This is a genomic window from Streptomyces sp. NPDC006332 (genome assembly GCF_040612855.1).
Lineage (GTDB): Bacteria > Actinomycetota > Actinomycetes > Streptomycetales > Streptomycetaceae > Streptomyces.
The window spans coordinates 79,009-97,246 of sequence record NZ_JBEXRA010000026.1; the positions used below are offsets into that span (position 1 = coordinate 79,009).

General features: G+C 68.7%; 16 protein-coding genes. 12 read left to right on the forward strand and 4 right to left on the reverse strand.

Features of this window, described 5'->3' with window-relative positions; all coding sequences use genetic code 11:
- The first annotated feature begins 74 nt into the window (after positions 1-74).
- The 4 genes from ABZ027_RS23470 to ABZ027_RS23485 all read left to right on the forward strand — a co-directional run bounded on the left by ABZ027_RS23470 (position 75) and on the right by ABZ027_RS23485 (position 5,149).
- Positions 75-1,121, forward strand: coding sequence for an ABC transporter substrate-binding protein (locus tag ABZ027_RS23470; protein ID WP_356771375.1), 1,047 nt, complete (start codon positions 75-77; stop codon positions 1,119-1,121).
- 132 nt (positions 1,122-1,253) lie between these two features.
- A complete protein-coding gene (locus tag ABZ027_RS23475; RefSeq protein ID WP_356771377.1) occupies positions 1,254-2,087 on the forward strand; it encodes a siderophore-interacting protein in 834 nt (277 codons plus the stop codon).
- Positions 2,088-2,415: 328 nt separating this feature from the next.
- On the forward strand, positions 2,416-3,882 hold the full coding sequence (gene desA / locus ABZ027_RS23480) for a lysine decarboxylase DesA (protein ID WP_356771379.1): 1,467 nt from the start codon (positions 2,416-2,418) through the stop codon (positions 3,880-3,882).
- Positions 3,866-5,149, forward strand: a complete 1,284-nt coding sequence (locus ABZ027_RS23485) for a lysine N(6)-hydroxylase/L-ornithine N(5)-oxygenase family protein (protein WP_356771381.1) — start codon at positions 3,866-3,868, stop codon at positions 5,147-5,149. Before desA ends, ABZ027_RS23485 begins: the two co-directional genes overlap by 17 nt.
- Here ABZ027_RS23485 and ABZ027_RS23490 read toward each other — a convergent pair.
- Positions 5,076-6,380 (reverse strand): RNA-guided endonuclease TnpB family protein, encoded by a 1,305-nt coding sequence (locus ABZ027_RS23490; protein WP_356771383.1) that lies wholly within the window; start codon positions 6,378-6,380, stop codon positions 5,076-5,078. The genes ABZ027_RS23485 and ABZ027_RS23490 overlap by 74 nt on opposite strands.
- Before the next feature lie 122 nt (positions 6,381-6,502).
- Here ABZ027_RS23490 and ABZ027_RS23495 point away from each other — a divergent pair, with 122 nt between their 5' ends.
- The 3 genes from ABZ027_RS23495 to ABZ027_RS23505 are packed head-to-tail and all read left to right on the forward strand — an operon-like array spanning position 6,503 to position 9,761.
- Positions 6,503-7,072, forward strand: coding sequence for a GNAT family N-acetyltransferase (locus ABZ027_RS23495; protein WP_356771385.1), 570 nt, complete (start codon positions 6,503-6,505; stop codon positions 7,070-7,072).
- Positions 7,069-8,841: an IucA/IucC family siderophore biosynthesis protein gene (locus ABZ027_RS23500; protein ID WP_356771387.1), complete on the forward strand. Its 1,773-nt coding sequence runs from the start codon at positions 7,069-7,071 to the stop codon at positions 8,839-8,841. The genes ABZ027_RS23495 and ABZ027_RS23500 overlap by 4 nt, the downstream gene beginning before the upstream one ends.
- Positions 8,842-8,879: 38 nt before the next feature.
- Entirely contained in the window at positions 8,880-9,761 is an 882-nt protein-coding gene (locus ABZ027_RS23505; protein WP_356771389.1) for a DUF4429 domain-containing protein, read from the forward strand.
- 71 nt (positions 9,762-9,832) lie between these two features.
- Here ABZ027_RS23505 and ABZ027_RS23510 read toward each other — a convergent pair whose 3' ends face one another.
- On the reverse strand, positions 9,833-11,413 hold the full coding sequence (locus ABZ027_RS23510; protein WP_356771391.1) for a metallophosphoesterase family protein: 1,581 nt from the start codon (positions 11,411-11,413) through the stop codon (positions 9,833-9,835).
- Between the two features lie 171 nt (positions 11,414-11,584).
- Here ABZ027_RS23510 and ABZ027_RS23515 point away from each other — a divergent pair, with 171 nt between their 5' ends.
- Both ABZ027_RS23515 and glmS read left to right on the forward strand, forming a co-directional pair.
- Positions 11,585-11,842, forward strand: coding sequence for a hypothetical protein (locus ABZ027_RS23515; RefSeq protein WP_356771393.1), 258 nt, complete (start codon positions 11,585-11,587; stop codon positions 11,840-11,842).
- Between the two features lie 13 nt (positions 11,843-11,855).
- The gene (gene glmS, locus ABZ027_RS23520; protein ID WP_356771395.1) at positions 11,856-13,673 is read left to right on the forward strand and encodes a glutamine--fructose-6-phosphate transaminase (isomerizing); all 1,818 of its coding nucleotides are present in this window, start codon (positions 11,856-11,858) and stop codon (positions 13,671-13,673) included.
- Between the two features lie 105 nt (positions 13,674-13,778).
- On the opposite strand, the gene ABZ027_RS23525 is transcribed toward glmS, so the two are convergent.
- Entirely contained in the window at positions 13,779-14,339 is a 561-nt protein-coding gene (locus ABZ027_RS23525) for a GPR1/FUN34/YaaH family transporter (protein WP_356771397.1), read from the reverse strand.
- Positions 14,340-14,534: 195 nt separating this feature from the next.
- Positions 14,535-15,062: a universal stress protein gene (locus ABZ027_RS23530; protein ID WP_356771399.1), complete on the reverse strand. Its 528-nt coding sequence runs from the start codon at positions 15,060-15,062 to the stop codon at positions 14,535-14,537.
- Between the two features lie 341 nt (positions 15,063-15,403).
- Between ABZ027_RS23530 and ABZ027_RS23535 the strand changes: the two genes are divergently transcribed.
- The 3 genes from ABZ027_RS23535 (at position 15,404) to orn (ending at position 18,166) form a co-directional block, all read left to right on the forward strand.
- On the forward strand, positions 15,404-15,760 hold the full coding sequence (locus ABZ027_RS23535; protein ID WP_356771400.1) for a hypothetical protein: 357 nt from the start codon (positions 15,404-15,406) through the stop codon (positions 15,758-15,760).
- Between the two features lie 386 nt (positions 15,761-16,146).
- The gene (locus ABZ027_RS23540) at positions 16,147-17,430 is read left to right on the forward strand and encodes a helix-turn-helix domain-containing protein (RefSeq protein WP_356771402.1); all 1,284 of its coding nucleotides are present in this window, start codon (positions 16,147-16,149) and stop codon (positions 17,428-17,430) included.
- Positions 17,431-17,557: 127 nt separating this feature from the next.
- Positions 17,558-18,166: an oligoribonuclease gene (gene orn, locus ABZ027_RS23545; RefSeq protein ID WP_356771404.1), complete on the forward strand. Its 609-nt coding sequence runs from the start codon at positions 17,558-17,560 to the stop codon at positions 18,164-18,166.
- The last annotated feature ends 72 nt before the right edge of the window (positions 18,167-18,238 follow it).

The following is an 18,238-nucleotide window of genomic DNA, read 5'->3' on the forward strand; positions in this document are numbered from 1 at the left end:
ACCTAAGCCTCATTCCGCCACCCATCGTTGGCGTGTACCCAGTCGCCCCCATACGCACGAAAGCAGACCCATCCATGCCGAACGCCAGAACCGCCAACTTCTCCCGCCGCGGCCTGCTCGCCACCGGCGGCGCGCTCGGGCTCGGCGCCTTCCTGGCCGCCTGTGGTGACGGCGACTCGGAGAGCGGCGGCTCGGGCTCGACGACGCCCGCCAAGGCCTCCGGTCCCTGGACCTTCAAGGACGACCGCGGCACCGCCGTGAAGCTGGACGAGGTCCCGACGAAGATCGTCGCTTTCACCGGCGTCGCCGCCGCCCTCTTCGACTACGGCATCGAGGTCAAGGGTGTGTTCGGCCCGACCACGACGAAGAGCGGCAAGGCCGACGTCCAGGCCGGCGACATGGACGTCAGCAAGCTGACGGTCTTCGGGAACGTGTGGGACCAGTTCAACATCGAGAAGTACGCGGCCTTCGCGCCGCAGGTCCTGATCACCACCACCTTCGACGCCGCCGGCACCCTCTGGTACGTGCCCGAGAAGTCGAAGGACAAGATCGCCAAGCTGGCCCCGAGCGTCGCCGTCTCGGTGTTCGACCGTCAGCTGACCAAGCCGCTCGCGCGCATGTGGGAGCTGGCCGAGTCGCTCGGCGCGGACATGACGGCCACCAAGGTCACCGACGCCAAGAAGCGTTTCGAGGCCGCCTCCGCGCGGCTGCGCAAGGCCGCCAAGGCCCGTCCGGAGATCAAGGTGATGGCGGGTTCCGCCGCGGACACCTCGTTCTACGTCTCCGGCACCAACCTCTCCATCGACCTGGAGTACTTCAAGGCCCTCGGCGTGAACTTCGTCGAGCCCCCGGAGTCCGCCAAGAAGGCGACCGGCGGCTGGTACGAGACGCTGAGCTGGGAGAACGTCGACAAGTACCCCGCCGACATCATCATGATGGACGACCGCACCGCGACCATCCAGCCGGCCGACATCACCGAGGCCACCTGGAAGAAGCTGCCCGCGGTCAAGGCCGGCCAGGTCATCGCGCGCTCGCCCGAGCCGATCCTGTCGTACGACAAGTGTGTGCCGATGGTCGAGAACCTCGCGAAGGCCATCGAGGACGCGAAGAAGGTCAGTTGATCAGGGGTGGTTGAGCTTCGCGGGGCGAGTGTCGACCGGTTCAGGCTGGTCGCGCCCCGCGGCGAAACCGCGTGTCACCCCCGCTCCACGCCCCTAGGTACGTGCACCTGACGTCGATTCAGGAGTTGCCCCATGACGACCGCCGTAGCCGCCCCGTTCCGTTTCTTCTCCCTCCAGGTCGTACGGACGAGGCGGCTCGGTCCGTCTCTGGTCCGGGTGACCTTCGGCGGGGAGGATCTGCACGCCTTCTCCTCCGACGGTCGGGACCAGTCCCTGTCGCTGTTCCTCCCGCACCCGGGCCAGGCCGAGCCCGCCGTCCCGATCGAACTCGGTGACGGCTGGTGGCAGGGCTGGCGTGAACTCCCGGACGACGTACGGGCCGTGATGCGCTCGTACACGCTGCGGGCACTGCGTCGCGCTCCCGACGAGATCGACATCGACTTCGTGCTGCACACTCCGGCCGGCCCGGCCTCCGGGTGGGCGGCGCGGGCCGCCGCCGGGGACCGGATCCTGCTGCTGGGTCCGGCGATCGCGGACAACCGGGCCATCCGTTTCCGGCCACCCGTGGACACCGACCTGGTGGTCGTCTGGGGCGACGAGAGCGCCGTCCCGGCCGTCTGCGGCATCGTCGAGTCGCTGCCGGCCGGCACCCGCGCCCGGGTCTGGCTGGAGGTGCCGCACGCCGCCGATGTGCAGGACCTGGTGACCGAGGCGGACGCGGAGATCACCTGGCTGGTGCGGAACGAGGCAGGCTCCGAGGGATCCCCCATGGCCCTCGACGCGCTGCGGGACGCCCAACTTCCGCTCGCCGAGCGCCCGTACGTCTGGATCGCGGGCGAGTCGGGGTGCGTGAAGGAGCTGCGTCGGCACTTCGTGCGCGAGCGGGGGGTCGACCGGCGCAGGGTGACCTTCGTCGGCTACTGGCGCCGGGGACTGACGGAGGAGCAGCTGCGCGAGCGGGAGTGATTCATCCCCCGACCGATCCCCTATGCCCGGCACACGACGGCTCCCGGCGCCCGACCGCGACGACCCCCGGCCCCCGGCCCCCGGCCCCCGGCCCCCGGCCCCGACGATCCCCGACGCCGTACCGCGACCGACCCCCGACGCCGGGCCGGTGCCGGGCCGCCTCCGACGCCGGGCCGGGCCGGGCCGGGCCAGCCAGGACCCGAAGTGACCCCGGTCACGGCAGCCGTGGCGTTTCACCCGATCAACTTTGGTTAGGCTAACCTAAGTTGAAGCCGAGGCCCCGCCCTGCTCCCCCGCCCCACGGACCGTCCCCACCGGAGGACCCGCAATGCGCTCGCACCTGCTCAACGACACGACCGCGGAGCACTACCGTCGCTCCGCGACCGAAGGAATCGAGCGGGTGGCGGCCAAACTCGCCACCACCTCCCGTCCGTTCACCGGCGTCACGGTCGACGCCCTCTCCTCCCGCATCGACGGGATCGACCTCGACCGGCCGCTGCACGACACCACCGCGGTGCTCGACGAACTGGAGGACGTCTACCTCCGGGACGCGGTCTACTTCCACCACCCCCGCTACCTCGCCCACCTCAACTGCCCGGTCGTCATCCCGGCCGTGCTCGGCGAGGCGATCCTCTCCGCCGTCAACTCCTCCCTGGACACCTGGGACCAGTCGGCCGGCGGCACCCTCATCGAGCGCAAGCTCATCGACTGGACGACCGGACGCATCGGGCTCGGACCGAACGCCGACGGCGTGTTCACCTCCGGCGGCACCCAGTCCAACCTCCAGGCGCTGCTGCTCGCCCGTGAGGAGGCCAAGCCCGGACGGGAAGGGCGGGAAGCCGCGGACTCCTTCTCGAAACTGCGCGTCTTCGCCTCCGAGGTCAGCCACTTCAGCGTGAAGAAGTCCGCGAAACTGCTCGGCCTGAGCCAGGACGCCGTGGTGTCGATCCCGGTCGGCGACGACAAGCGCATGCAGACCGTCGCGCTCGCCCGCGAACTGGAGCGCTGCGAGCAGGACGGCCTCGTCCCGATGGCCGTCGTCGCCACCGCCGGCACCACCGACTTCGGCTCCATCGACCCGCTTCCGGAGATCGCCGAACTGTGTGAGCAGTACGGCGTGTGGATGCACGTCGACGCCGCCTACGGCTGCGGGCTGCTCGCCTCGGTGAGGCACCGGGACCGTATCGACGGCATCGAACACGCCGACTCAGTCACCGTCGACTACCACAAGTCCTTCTTCCAGCCGGTGAGTTCGTCGGCGGTCCTGGTCAGGGACGCGAGCACCCTGCGGCACGCCACCTATCACGCGGAGTACCTCAACCCGCAGCGCATGGTGCGCGAACGCATCCCCAACCAGGTGGACAAGTCCCTGCAGACCACCCGTCGCTTCGACGCGCTCAAGCTGTGGATGACCCTGCGGGTGATGGGCGCCGACGGCATCGGGCAGCTCTTCGACGAGGTCTGCGACCTGGCAGTGGAGGGCTGGAAACTGCTCGCCGCCGACCCGCGCTTCGACGTCGTGGTCGAGCCGACCCTCTCCACCCTCGTCTTCCGCTACATCCCGGCCGCCGTCACCGACCCGTCCGAGATCGACCGCGCCAACCTGTACGCCCGCAAGGCCCTGTTCGCCTCCGGTGACGCGGTGGTCGCCGGCACCAAGGTGGGCGCCCGCCACTACCTGAAGTTCACCCTGCTCAACCCCGAGACGACGGTCGACGACATGGCCGCCGTACTCGACCTGATCGCCGGCCACGCCGAGCAGTACCTGGGAGAGTCCCTTGACCGCGCGTCCTGACAACCCGACCAGAACCCATGACGTCGTGGGGATCGGGCTCGGCCCGTTCAATCTCGGCCTGGCCTGCCTGACCGAGCCCATCGACGAACTCGACGCTGTCTTCCTCGAGTCGAAGCCCGGTTTCGAGTGGCACTCCGGCATGTTCCTGGAGGGCGCCCACCTCCAGACCCCGTTCATGTCGGACCTGGTCACCCTCGCCGATCCGACCTCGCCGTACTCCTTCCTCAACTACCTGAAGGAGAAGGGCCGGCTGTACTCGTTCTACATCCGCGAGAACTTCTACCCGCTGCGGGTCGAGTACGACGACTACTGCCGCTGGGCCGCGAACAAACTGAGCAACGTCCGCTTCGGTACGACGGTCACCGAGGTGACCTACGACGAGGGCGCCGAACTGTACGAGGTGCGGACCACGGCCGGTGAGGTGTTCCGCGCCCGCCACCTGGTCCTCGGCACCGGCACCCCGCCCCACGTGCCGGAGGCCTGCCAGGGCCTGGGCGGCGACTTCGTCCACAACTCCCGCTATCGGGAGCACCGGGCGGAGCTGAAGCGCAAGGAGTCGATCACGCTGGTGGGCTCCGGTCAGTCCGCCGCCGAGATCTACTACGACCTCCTCAGCGAGATCGACGTCCACGGCTACCGGCTGAACTGGGTCACCCGTTCCCCGCGCTTCTTCCCGCTGGAGTACACGAAACTCACGCTGGAGATGACCTCCCCGGAGTACGTCGACTACTTCCACGCGCTGCCGGAACAGACCCGCTACCGCCTCACCAGCGAGCAGAAGGGCCTGTTCAAGGGCATCGACGGTGACCTCATCAACGAGATCTTCGACCTGCTCTACCAGAAGAACCTCGGCGGTCCGGTGCCCACCCGGCTGCTCACCAACTCCTCGCTGAACGGCGCCCGGTACGAGAACGGCACGTACACCCTCTCCCTGCGCCACGAGGAGCAGGACAAGGACTACGAACTCGCCTCCGAGGGCCTGGTCCTGGCCACCGGCTACAAATACACCGAGCCCGAGTTCCTCAAGCCCGTCCGCGACCGGCTGCGCTACGACACCCACGGCAACCACGACATCGCCCGCAACTACGCGATTGACGTCACCGGCCGGGGCGTGTTCCTGCAGAACGCCGGCGTTCACACCCACAGCATCACCAGCCCCGACCTGGGCATGGGCGCGTACCGCAACAGCTACATCATCCGTGAGCTGCTCGGCCGCGAGTACTACCCGGTCGAGAAGTCCATCGCGTTCCAGGAGTTCGCCGTTTGACATCTTCCTGCCCCTCTGGGGCGGGAACTCTCACGGCTCGCACCATGAGACTTCCTGCTTCATCGCCCGCTGCCTGTCCGGAGGATTTCCGTTGAGGACTGACGCGGCCTCCACAGGCCGACACCGCCTGCCCGGCGGCCAGGATGTTCTGTGCAGCGTTGTGGTCCCGGTCGTGCTGGGCACCGCAGCCCTCGCATGTCCATGCGCGGACTCCGAGCGGCAGCGGACCACGGATCAGGCCACATGCCGAGCACGTCTTGCTGGACGGAAAGAACCGATCAACAACGACCACTTCACGTCCATACCATGCACACTTGTACTCCAGCATGACGCGCAACTCCGACCACGACACGTCCGAAATCGCCCGAGCCAGATTTCGATTGCCCATCAGATTCCGAACCGCCAGATCTTCGATCGCGACCAGTTGGTTTTCCTGGACGATTCGCGTAGAGAGCTTGTGCAGAAAGTCGCGGCGCCTATCGGTGATGGTGGCGTGAATTCGGGCGACCTTCTCCCGAGCCTTCGCCTTGTTCCTCGACCCCTTCTCCTTGCGAGCGAGCTCTTTCTGGGCCCTCGCCAGACGGGTGCGTTCCCGCTTCTCGAAGCCAGGGGCGGAGACTTTCTCCCCTGTAGAAAACGTCACGAGACTGTTGAGTCCGAGATCGATCCCGACGGCCGGTCCGCCGACTCGAGGCTTCTGCATCTGACGGACCTCGACGACAAGGGCAACGAACCAACGCCCCGCAGCATCACGGGACACTGTCACGGTGGAAGGGTCCGCCCCTTCCGGCGGCGGTCGCGACCAACGGATGTCAAGCGCCCCGGTCATTTTCGCCAGCGTCAGCTCACCGTTTCTCCAAGTGAACGCCGACCGCGTGTACTCGGCAGCAGCACGGGACCGCTTTCTGGACTTGAAGCGCGGGTATGCGGAGCGCTTGGCGAAGAAGCTCACGAATGCAGACTGCAGATGTCTCAGGGCTTGCTGGAGGGGAACCGAGGACACCTCCGCAAGGTAAGACAACTCCTCAGTTCGCTTCCACTCGGTCAACATGGCCGATGTTTGTCCGTAGGAGACTCTGAGACCTTGTTCAGTCCAGGCTCGGCTCCGAGCTTCCAGGGCCAGGTTGTAGACCTTACGGACACAACCAAAGGTCCGCAGCAGTCGTTCAGCCTGTTCGACCGTCGGATAGAAACGGTACTTGTAAGCCCGCTTCACGCAATGTTCCCCCATGCGCTCAACGCTAGTAGTCACTGGAGAATCGCGGTGCGGTATTCGTGAAACTCGCACCGAAAGACATCGACGCCTCCATCACTCGCCCTCGACGACCGAACCATGCGCTCAAGGAGTCACCCATGACCCCCGCCCCACAGGTGGGCACCTTCGCCTTCCGCCCCCTCGACCCCCTGAAGGACGCCGAGCTCCTGCATTCCTGGCTCACCCACCCCAAGGCGGCCTACTGGATGATGCAGGACGCGACACTGGTGGACGTCGAGCGGGCCTATATGGAGATCGCGGCCGACGAGCACCAGCACGCGCTGCTCGGGCTGAGGGACGGCGAGCCGGCCTTCCTGATGGAGTACTACGACCCCCGCCACCGCGAACTGGTCGGCCTGTACGAGCCGTTGCCCGGTGACGTGGGGATGCACTTCCTGACTCCGGCCACCGACCGGCCCGTGCACGGGTTCACCCGGTCGGTCATCACCGCCGTGATGGCCCGCCTCTTCGAGGACCCGGCGACCCGGCGCGTCGTCGTCGAGCCGGACGTGACCAACAAGGCCGTCCACGCCCTGAACGAAGCCGTCGGATTCGTGCCCGCGTACGAGATCCAGAAGCCGGAGAAGAAGGCCTTGCTGAGCTTCTGCACCCGAGAGCAGTTCCTCGAGAAAAGGGACAGTCTCATCGCGACGGGGGTGGCCATATGACCCTCGCCGACGCCGTGGCCCACCTCTCCCCCGAGCACTGGGAGAAGGCCAACCGCCTGCTCATCCGCAAGGCCCTCGCCGAGTTCGCCCACGAGCGGCTCATCACGCCCGAGGCCACCGCCGACGGTGGCTTCGAGGTCCGCAGCGACGACGGTCTGACCCGCTACCGCTTCACCGCCGCCCGCCACGCCCTCGACCACTGGCAGGTGGACGCCGGATCCCTCACCCGCACCCGCGACGGCGCCGAACTCCCCCTCGCCGCACTGGACTTCTTCATCGAGCTGAGGCAGGCGCTGGGCCTGAGCGACGAGATCCTCCCGGTCTACCTGGAGGAGATCTCCTCCACCCTCTCCGGCACCTGCTTCAAACTCAGCAAGCCGCAGACCCCGGTCGCCGAGCTGGTGAACGGCGGCTTCCAGGAGATCGAGACGGGGATGACCGAGGGCCACCCCTGCTTCGTCGCCAACAACGGGCGGCTCGGTTTCGGGATCCACGAGTACCTGTCGTACGCGCCCGAGACCGCGAGCCCCGTCCGCCTGGTGTGGCTGGCCGCGCACCGCTCGCGGGCGGCGTTCACGGCCGGGGTCGGGATCGAGTACGAGTCCTTCGTACGGAGCGAGCTGGGCGAGGAGACCGTAGAGCGGTTCGACTCCGTCCTGCGCGACCGCGGCCTCGACCCGGCCGACTACCTCCTTATCCCGGTCCACCCCTGGCAGTGGTGGAACAAGCTCACCGTCACCTTCGCCGCCGAGGTCGCCCGCGGCCACCTCGTGTGCCTGGGCGAGGGCGACGACGAGTACCTGGCCCAGCAGTCCATCCGGACCTTCTTCAACAGCTCCCACCCCGAGAAGCACTACGTGAAGACGGCCCTGTCCGTCCTCAACATGGGCTTCATGCGCGGGCTGTCGGCCGCCTACATGGAGGCGACCCCGGCGATCAACGACTGGCTGGCCCAACTCATCGACAGCGACCCGGTGTTGAAGGACACCGGCCTGACGGTCATCCGGGAGCGGGCGGCCGTGGGCTACCGGCACCTGGAGTACGAGGCGGCCACCGACCGCTACTCGCCGTACCGCAAGATGCTCGCCGCGCTGTGGCGGGAGAGCCCGGTCGCCTCCCTCCAGGACGGCGAGTCCCTGGCCACCATGGCCTCCCTCCTCCATGTGGACCACGCGGGCGCGACCTTCGCGGGCGCCCTGATCGAGCGGTCGGGGCTGGCGCCGGCCGAATGGCTGCGCCGCTACCTGCGGGCCTACTACACCCCGCTGCTGCACAGCTTCTACGCCTACGACCTGGTCTACATGCCGCACGGCGAGAACGTCATCCTGGTCCTGAAGGACGGCGCCGTCCAGCGCGCGATCTACAAGGACATCGCCGAGGAGATCGCGGTCATGGACCCGGACGCGGTACTGCCGCCGACAGTCGAGCGACTGCGCGTGGAGGTCCCCGACGACAAGAAGCTCCTGTCGATCTTCACGGACGTCTTCGACTGCTTCTTCCGCTTCCTCGCGGCGAACCTCGCCACCGAGGGGATCCTGGAGGAGGAGGACTTCTGGCGAACGGTCGCCGAGGTGACCCGCGACTACCAGCGCTCGGTGCCCGAGCTCGCCGACAAGTTCGAGCGGTACGACATGTTCGCCCCCGAGTTCGCGCTGTCCTGCCTCAACCGGCTCCAGCTGCGCGACAACAAGCAGATGGTGGACCTGGCGGACCCCTCGGGCGCGCTCCAACTGGTCGGCAACCTGGAGAACCCCCTCGCCGGGCTGTGACCGGCGCCCACGCCCGAGCGCGGTGAAACAATTCCCCCATGGCGGAAATCATCCAGAAGGACGGTACGTGGGTCTTCGACGGCGACACCCTGCGGCTGACTCCGGGAACGGACAAGAACGTCAGTCTCCTGCGCAGGACGCTGGGTGAACTCGTCGTCCCGTTACCGGCGTTGGCGGGCGTGTCGTTCGAACAGGGGAAGCGGACCGGCCGGTTGCGGCTGCGGCTGCGGGACGGCTCCGATCCGCTGCTGCTCGCGACCGGCGGCCGGCTCGGCGAACCGCACGACCCGTACCAGCTGACCGTCGAGTCCGACCGCTACGGCGTCGCCGAGTACTTCGTGGACGAGGTGCGGGGCGCGCTGCTCCTTGACCAGGTGCCCGCGGACCCGGTGGACAGGTACCTGCTGCCGGGTCCGGCCGTCCCCATCTCTGTGTCCGCCGGGGACGGCACGGCGAGCTTCGACGGCGAGCAGGTCCGCCTGGAGTGGAACTGGAAGACGGAGGACGCCAAGGCCGCGGGCGGGCCCCGGGTCCTCGCCCTCACCGACGTGGAGGCCGTGGAGTGGCATCCGGCGGCCGGCCTGGAGAACGGCTGCCTCCGCTTCACCGTGCGGAACTCCCCCGGCAAGGTCCCGCCGAAGTACGACCCGAACGCCGTGGAGCTGTGGAACTTCCGCAAGGACCCGCTGATGGCCCTGGTCGCGGCGGCCGTCCAGGCCCGGCTGCCGCATCCGGCGACCCGGGGGGAGGACGGCCGGCCGCCGCGGCCCGGTGCGCTCGCCGTACCCGCCCCCGCCACCGAACACGACCATGACGCGGTGCTGCGGCGGCTGCGTGAGCTCGGTGAGCTGCACCGCGCGGGCGTGCTGACGGACGAGGAGTTCGGGACGGCGAAGCAGGCGATCCTCAAGCGGATGTAGCTCTCCACGCCGAGGACCGCCTGCCGTGGGCCCGTGCCCGCCTCGCAGGTACACAAGCGGCGTCCGTTGCCCTACTTCGCCTTGCGCGCCACCGTGAAGTGGTCGACCTGGTCACCGCTCTCGGCGATGCCCCGCACCGTCAGCGTGGTCGTGCGGCCCTTGGCGGCCGGGGTGACGTCCACGCGCAGGAAGGAGTAGTCGAGGTAGCGCACCCGGGACCAGGCCACGGTCTCGTTCTGCTTGCCGCCCTTGACGTTGATGAACGAGGACACGGACTCGACCTCGTTCTCGTGCCCCTCGTACGACAGCGGGGCGCTGAACGCGTAGAGGCTGCGGCCCGCCGCACCCGCCGTCACGTACACCACGCCGTCGGTCTCGGTGTACGCCGTGCCGCCGATCGGGAGCTTCTTGGTGACCGCGCCCGCCTTGATGACGTCGGTGCGCTCGTACTGGTGGTTGTGGCCGTTGATCACCAGGTCGACGGTGTACTTCTCGAACAGCGGTACCCACTCCTGGCGCACGCCCCCCTCCGAGGCGTGCGAGGTGGAGGTGCAGTAGGCGCAGTGGTGGAAGAAGACGACGACGAAGTCGATGTCGTCGGACGCGCGGTACTTCTTGAGCTGAGTCTCCAGCCAGGTGGTCTGGGTGCCGCCCGAGATGCCGAGGTTGGCCGGGATCTCGAAGGAGATGTCGTTGGCGTCGAGCGAGATGATCGCGGTGTTGCCGTAGACGAAGGTGTAGACGCCCGGGAGGTTCTTGGCGTCGGGGCCGTTGTCCGGGAGGGTCCAGCGGGCCTCCTCACCGCCGTAGCCGTTGGGCGAGTACCAGGCCTCCATGTCGTGGTTGCCGTAGGCCGGCATCCACGGGACGGACTTGGCGACCGACTCGGTCTGGGCGAGGAACTGGTCCCAGATCCGCGAGTCGAACCCGGTGTCGGAGGTCTGCCCGGAGCCGGACGGGTCGGCGTAGGCGATGTCTCCGGCGTGCAGGTGGAAGGCGGGGTTCTGGCCAAGGAGCAGGCTGTTGTTGGCCAGCCCGTGATAGCTGACGCCCTCGTCGCCGAAGGCGGTGAAGGTGAACGGCTCCTGGCCGGCGGGGGCCGTGGTGAAGGTGCCGAGGGTGCCGAGCAGGTGCGGCTCGGCCGGGTCGAAGCCCTGGTGGCCGGCGCCGTAGTAGTAGGTCCTGCCGGGCTTGAGGTGGGTCAGCTTGGCGTGCACGTAGTACTGGGTGTGGTTGCCGCTGGCACCGACACCGGCCGGGGTGTACAGGGTGCGCACCTCGGCCTCGATCTTGCGGGAGAGGTCCCAGGGCTGGGCGCCGATCCGGATGAAGGGCTTCTTGACGGCGACCGGGACCTGCCAGGAGACGGTGATCTCCGTGCGCGGGTCGCTGCCGAAGGCGAGGTGGCGGCCGAAGGGGGCGACCAGGGAGCCGTCGACGGTCGCGGCGGCCGGGCTGTCGGCCGGGGTCGCGGCGGCGGCCACCGCGGTGGCACCCGGTACGAACGCGCCACCCGCGACGGCGCCCAGCGTGACGGCGCCGCCCCTGATCATCGTGCGTCGGGAGAATCTGTTGCGCAGGTACTCGTGCTGCTCGGCCATGCTCATGCGCTCGGCGAGCTTCTCGGGTACGCCCATGCGAGGTATGTCCATGACGTCTGAAACTCGTCCCCTCAGGCGACGAGTCGCAGGACTCCGGATGGACGATTCACGAACAGGTCCTCATGACAGATTCAACGTTCACCCAAAGATCCGCTAGGGACACGTGCCCGATATCGGGCAGAATTCTTGCGAAACGGTCGGCGGTACCTCAGGATCTACCGAGTGCACGACGAACTCGTTGATCATCTGGCGCGGTCCACGCCCCTCAACCGGGGCGAGGCACTGCGCGTGATCCTGGACGTGCTCGCCTATTTCGACGAGACGACCGAGGAACACGTCCGTCGCCGCCACCGCGAGTTGCAGGCCCAGGGCCTGGTGAACGCGGAGATCTTCGTACGGATCGAGGCGGATCTCAAATACCGCGCGGTCGCGCCGCCGGAGCTCACGCTCAGGCAGCTGCGCCGCATCGTCTACGGCTGAGGGACACACCTGTATGTGCGGCATCGTGGGATACATCGGGAAGCGTGACGTGGCTCCGCTGCTCCTGGAGGGCCTGCAGCGCCTGGAGTACCGCGGCTACGACTCGGCGGGCATCGTCGTCACCTCCCCGAAGACGTCCGGCCTGAAGATGGTCAAGGCCAAGGGCCGGGTCCGGGATCTGGAGGCCAAGGTCCCGGCGCGCTTCAAGGGCACGACCGGCATCGCGCACACCCGGTGGGCCACCCACGGTGCCCCCTCCGACGTGAACGCCCACCCGCACCTGGACGCCGAGGGCAAGGTCGCGGTCGTCCACAACGGCATCATCGACAACGCCGCCGACCTGCGCCGCAAGCTGGAGGCGGACGGCGTCGAGTTCCTCTCCGAGACCGACACGGAGGTCCTGGTCCACCTCATCGCCCGCGCCCAGGGCGCGAAGCTGGAGGACAGGGTCCGTGAGACCCTGCGGGTCATCGAGGGCACCTACGGCATCGCCGTCCTGCACGCCGACTTCCCCGACCGGATCGTGGTCGCCCGCAACGGCTCCCCGGTCGTCCTCGGCATCGGCGAGAAGGAGATGTTCGTCGCCTCCGACATCGCCGCCCTGGTCGCCCACACGCGCCAGATCGTGACGCTGGACGACGGCGAGATGGCCACCCTGAAGGCCGACGACTTCCGCACCTACACCACCGAGGGCACCCGGACCACCGCCGAGCCGACCACCGTGGAGTGGGAGGCCGCCTCCTACGACATGGGCGGCCACGACACCTACATGCACAAGGAGATCCACGAGCAGGCGGAAGCCGTGGACCGGGTGCTGCGCGGCCGCATCGACGACCGCTTCTCCACCGTGCGCCTCGGCGGCCTGAACCTGGACGCCCGCGAGGCGCGCCAGATCCGCCGGGTGAAGATCCTGGGCTGCGGCACCTCCTACCACGCGGGCATGATCGGCGCCCAGATGATCGAGGAGCTGGCCCGTATCCCCGCCGACGCCGAGCCGGCGTCCGAGTTCCGCTACCGCAACGCGGTCGTCGACCCGAACACGCTGTACGTGGCCGTCTCCCAGTCCGGTGAGACCTACGACGTCCTGGCAGCCGTCCAGGAGCTGAAGCGCAAGGGCGCGCGGGTGCTGGGCGTCGTCAACGTGGTCGGCTCGGCGATCGCCCGCGAGGCGGACGGCGGCGTCTACGTGCACGCCGGCCCCGAGGTCTGCGTGGTGTCGACGAAGTGCTTCACGAACACCACCGTCGCCTTCGCCCTGCTCGCGCTGCACCTGGGCCGCACCCGCGACCTCTCGGTCCGGGACGGCAAGCGGATCATCGAGGGGCTGCGGAAGCTGCCCGGGCAGATCACCGAGATCCTGGAGCAGGAGGAGGAGATCAGGAAGCTGGCCGAGGAGTACGCCGCGGCCCGCTCGATGCTCTTCATCGGCCGGGTCCGGGGCTACCCGGTGGCACGTGAGGCCTCCCTGAAGCTCAAGGAGGTCTCGTACATCCACGCCGAGGCCTACCCGGCCTCCGAGCTCAAGCACGGCCCGCTGGCCCTGATCGAGCCCGCCCTGCCGACGGTCGCGATCGTCCCGGACGACGACCTGCTGGAGAAGAACCGTGCCGCCCTGGAGGAGATCAAGGCCCGCAGCGGCCGGATCCTCGCGGTGGCCCACGAGTGCCAGGAGAAGGCCGACCAGACCATCGTGGTCCCGAAGAACGAGGCCGAACTGGACCCGATCCTGCTGGGCATCCCGCTCCAGCTCCTCGCGTACCACACGGCGTTGTCCCTGGGCCGGGACATCGACAAGCCGAGGAACCTCGCGAAGTCCGTGACGGTGGAGTAGCAGCCGCCCCGCAGCCGACCACATGCGACGGACCCCCACGTGACGCCACAGTCACGGGGGGTCCGTTCTCAATGCCGGGGGCCGCCCAACCCCCGGCCTACGCGGCTAACCGGCGACCGTCACTCCCCGGGCCGCGCGTCGCGGGAGGGCGGTCGGCCACTGGGCCAGGGCCGCCGTGGCGGCGTACCAGGCCACCGCGCCCGCCGCCACGGCGAACCAGCCGGCGACCTTGGCGAGCCCGTCGTTGCCGGCGAACTGGGCGATGGCCAGCAGCACCAGGGAGACCAGGAACAGCCCGTACGTGCCCTTGGCGAGCGGATCGCCGACGGCCACGGTGAGGGACAGCACGACCAGCGCGAACAGCAGCAGGAACAGTCCGGCCGCGTTGTCGGAGACCTGGCCACCGGCCGAGACGGCCCAGGTGAACCACAGCGCGCCGATGGCGGAGAAGGCCGTACCGGTGACGGTGTCACGGTCACGGAACGCGAACAGGCCGGCGACGAAGAGCGCGACGCCGCCTACGTAGTGGGCCACTGATACGGCGTCAGTCGCCGTCACGCCGTCGATCAGGTCGGTGTACCCGAGGCCGAAGGCCAACAGGGTGATGCCGAGCGCGAGTCGGCCGACGATCGTGGTGTTGCTTCCCGCAGAGACGTCGTTGTCCACGGCGGGCTCCCTTCATGCATATGCGGTGGTGCGGTGACCCGTATATGCCCTTCACAAGGGCACAAACACATCTACCCGCGAGTAGATTCGGGCGGCGCACAAAGGGAGTTGGCAATACCCAGGGCACATCTCACCTGGGAGAACGACGAGTGCCGGATTGACAACGACAGCAGCGCGGTCGCTGGGCGTGGGCTCCTACGGGATGACCATCACGGGCCGCTTCGCCCGCTTGGCGAGCCGCCCCGCGACGGACCCGAAGAGGCGCCCGACGAGGCCGTGGGTGGAGCCGACGACGATCGCGTCCGCCTCGTACTCCCGGCCCACCTCTTCGAGCTCGTGACAGATGTCGCCGCCACGCTCGACGAGGATCCAGGGCACCTCGGCGAGGTACTCCGCACAGGCCAGCTCCAGCCCGAGGACCTCGGTGCGGTGGTCCGGTACGTCGACGAAGACCGGGGGCTCGCAACCCGCCCACACGGTGGTGGGCAGCCGGTTGGCGACGTGCACGATGATCAGGCCCGACCCGGAGCGGTGGGCCATGCCGATGGCGTACGCGAGGGCGCGCTCGCTGGAGGTGGACCCGTCGAAGCCCACGACGACGCCGTGCTTGAACGCTGGGTCGCAGGAATGACGTGACTCTTCCGCCGCCAGGGGCTCGGCCGCCGTGTGATCGGCGACGGGCCGCTTGCGGTCCGCGGGTTCGAAGAATTCGTGACCGGCCATGGCTGTCTCGGCGTTGTGATCCTTTATGGATGGGACATCAGTGTGCGGCGGAGCTGTGTCCGGGAATCATCTTCCCCACCTCGTACCCTCAAGGGTACGGCGGCACGCCTCCTTAGCCCAGTTCCCGTCCGCTCCCCCACCCTCGGCTTCGCTCCGGGCGGGAGGACCCCCGTCGCGGGGGTTCCAGGGAGCATGCACGAGGGGCGCCCGTAACGCAATGGTTGCTGCGCTGTACAGCCGGTTCGCACAGGATTCACTTAGCGACGTTCCATTTCGGACGCACAGTGACCGATCGATCGAACACGCGTTGAACCCCGTGAGCCACGCCCCAGGGAGCACGCATGTCCGGTCCCAGACCCCGTACCGAAGCCCCCCGCGCGACCTCACCCGGCCAGGACTCCGCCACCGACGTCGTCCGCTGGGCGGCCTTCAGCTGCGTCCTGGTCCCCGTCGTCCTCCTCTGGTACGGCAGCTCGCCGGCCGGGGCCGTCGGCACCGCCCTGGGTCTGGCCGCGGTGACCACGGTCTGCCGTATTCTCCTGCGCCAGTCGGAGCGCGGCGCGGCGCGGATGCGGGCCGAGGAGCGGTCCCGCCGTCGCGGCGCCCACCACGGCCGCCCGCACGGCCGTCACCACCGGGCCGGAGCCGGGGCTCATAGAGGCGGACGTCACAGTGGGGGAAATACACCGGTCGGTTGACCGGTTTCCGCGCACGTACACGACTCTTTTCAGCCAACTTCTGGCCCCCGCCCACCCCTTGGCCGAAGTACCCCCCAACCCCCGTTCCACCTGCACGGAAAGGGTCTTTCGGGGTCTGCGCACCCTACGTGGATTAGCCACTGCGACAAGGCGCACTTCCCTGCACGCCCCACGAGTGCAACGCTTCGTGATCGAATGCTTCACGCCAAGTTGCCAAGTCGACAATGTGCCGGATGACCAACTGGTCACGCCGGCGCACGGGACGCAGTAGATTCGATCTTGACTGTCTTACGGCGGGGGACTCGTGCAGGACCGAGGGGAAACGTGTTGGAGCGACAGACCCGAAAGGTTAAGGGTGCCGCGACCACCGAGGGGGGCTTAGCAGTATGAGCCACGACTCCGCTGCCGCGCCGGAAGCCGCAGCCCGGAAACTCTCCGGGCGTCGCCGCAAGGAGATCGTCGCGGTGCTGCTGTTCAGCGGCGGCCCCATCTTCGAGAGTTCCATACCACTGTCGGTCTTCGGGATCGACCGTCAGGACGCCGGCGTGCCGCGCTACCGCTTGCTGGTGTGCGGCGGCGAGGAAGGCCCTCTGCGGACCACAGGGGGCCTGGAACTCACCGCGCCGCATGGCCTGGAAGCGATCTCCCGGGCGGGCACCGTCGTCGTGCCGGCCTGGCGTTCGATCACTTCTCCGCCACCCGAGGAGGCGCTCGACGCACTGCGCCGCGCCCACGAGGAGGGCGCCCGCATCGTCGGGCTGTGCACCGGCGCCTTCGTCCTCGCGGCGGCGGGACTGCTGGACGGCCGGCCCGCCACCACACACTGGATGTACGCGCCGACCCTGGCCAAGCGCTATCCGTCGGTGCACGTCGACCCGCGCGAACTGTTCGTGGACGACGGCGACGTGCTGACGTCCGCGGGTACCGCGGCCGGAATCGATCTCTGTCTCCACATCGTTCGCACGGACCACGGCAACGAGGCGGCGGGCGCGCTGGCCCGGCGTCTGGTGGTACCGCCGCGCCGGTCGGGCGGCCAGGAGCGCTATCTCGATCGGTCTTTACCAGAGGAGATCGGCGCCGACCCGCTCGCCGAGGTGGTCGCGTGGGCGCTGGAGCACCTGCACGAGCAGTTCGACGTGGAGACGCTCGCGGCGCGCGCGTACATGAGCCGCCGTACGTTCGACCGCCGCTTCCGGTCGCTGACCGGCAGCGCACCGCTGCAGTGGCTGATCACTCAGCGGGTGCTGCAGGCGCAGCGACTGCTTGAGACGTCGGACTACTCGGTGGACGAGGTCGCGGGCCGCTGCGGCTTCCGCTCACCGGTGGCGCTGCGTGGGCACTTCCGCCGTCAGCTGGGTTCGTCCCCGGCCGCCTACCGGGCCGCGTACCGCGCCCGTAGGCCGCAGGGGGAGCGGCCGCCGGTGGACAGCGACGGCATGGCGCTGTCGGCCGGGCAGGCGGGTCCGGCGAGCCCGCAGACGCCGCTGCACCCGGACAGCGGCGGGTCGCTTCCGCTCCAGACCCGGCGCACGGCACCGAGCCCGGTCGGGACGTCAGCGTCACTGTCGTCATCGACCTCGCCGTCGGCCTCCTCGTCGTCCTCGGACAACGGGCGCGAGGCGTACGCGGGCAGCCGGGCGAGTCTGCCGGGGCAGCGCGGCGGGATGTGAGCGTGAGGTGTGGCGGCGGGGGTGGGTGCCGACTGGCGCCCGCCCCCGCCGCCTGTCCCCTCCCCCGGCGAGGTCCGCGGGCGCACCGGGCGCCCACATCGGCGCACGCCAGCCTTAGGGTGGTCGCATGAACGATCGCATGGTGTGGATCGACTGCGAGATGACCGGCCTCTCGCTGTCCGACGACGCGCTCATCGAGGTGGCCGCCCTGGTGACCGACTCCGAGCTGAACATCCTCGGCGAGGGTGTGGACATCGTCATCCGTCCGCCGGACCAGGCACTGGAGACGATGCCGGAGGTGGTGCGTCAGATGCACACCGCGTCCGGGCTGCTCACGGAACTGTCCGGGGGCACCACGCTCGCGGATGCCGAGGAGCAGGTCCTGACGTACGTACGGGAGCATGTGAAGGAACCCGGCAAGGCCCCGCTGTGCGGCAACTCGGTCGGGACGGACCGTGGTTTCCTGCTCCGGGACATGCCGACGCTGGAGGGCTACCTCCACTACCGGATCGTCGACGTGTCCAGCATCAAGGAACTCGCCCGGCGCTGGTACCCGCGGGCGTACTTCAACAGCCCGAAGAAGAACGGCAACCATCGCGCGCTCGCCGACATCCGCGAGTCCATCGCGGAACTCCGCTACTACCGCGAGGCCGTCTTCGTACCGCAGCCGGGCCCCGACTCCGACACCGCGAAGGCGATAGCCACCAAGCACGTCCTGCCTGGACGACAGGACTGAACAGCGGCCCTCGAAGGGGCACCGCGAAAGCCGGGCGCGAGCACCCCTTCGGACCCTGTACACTTTTTCTCG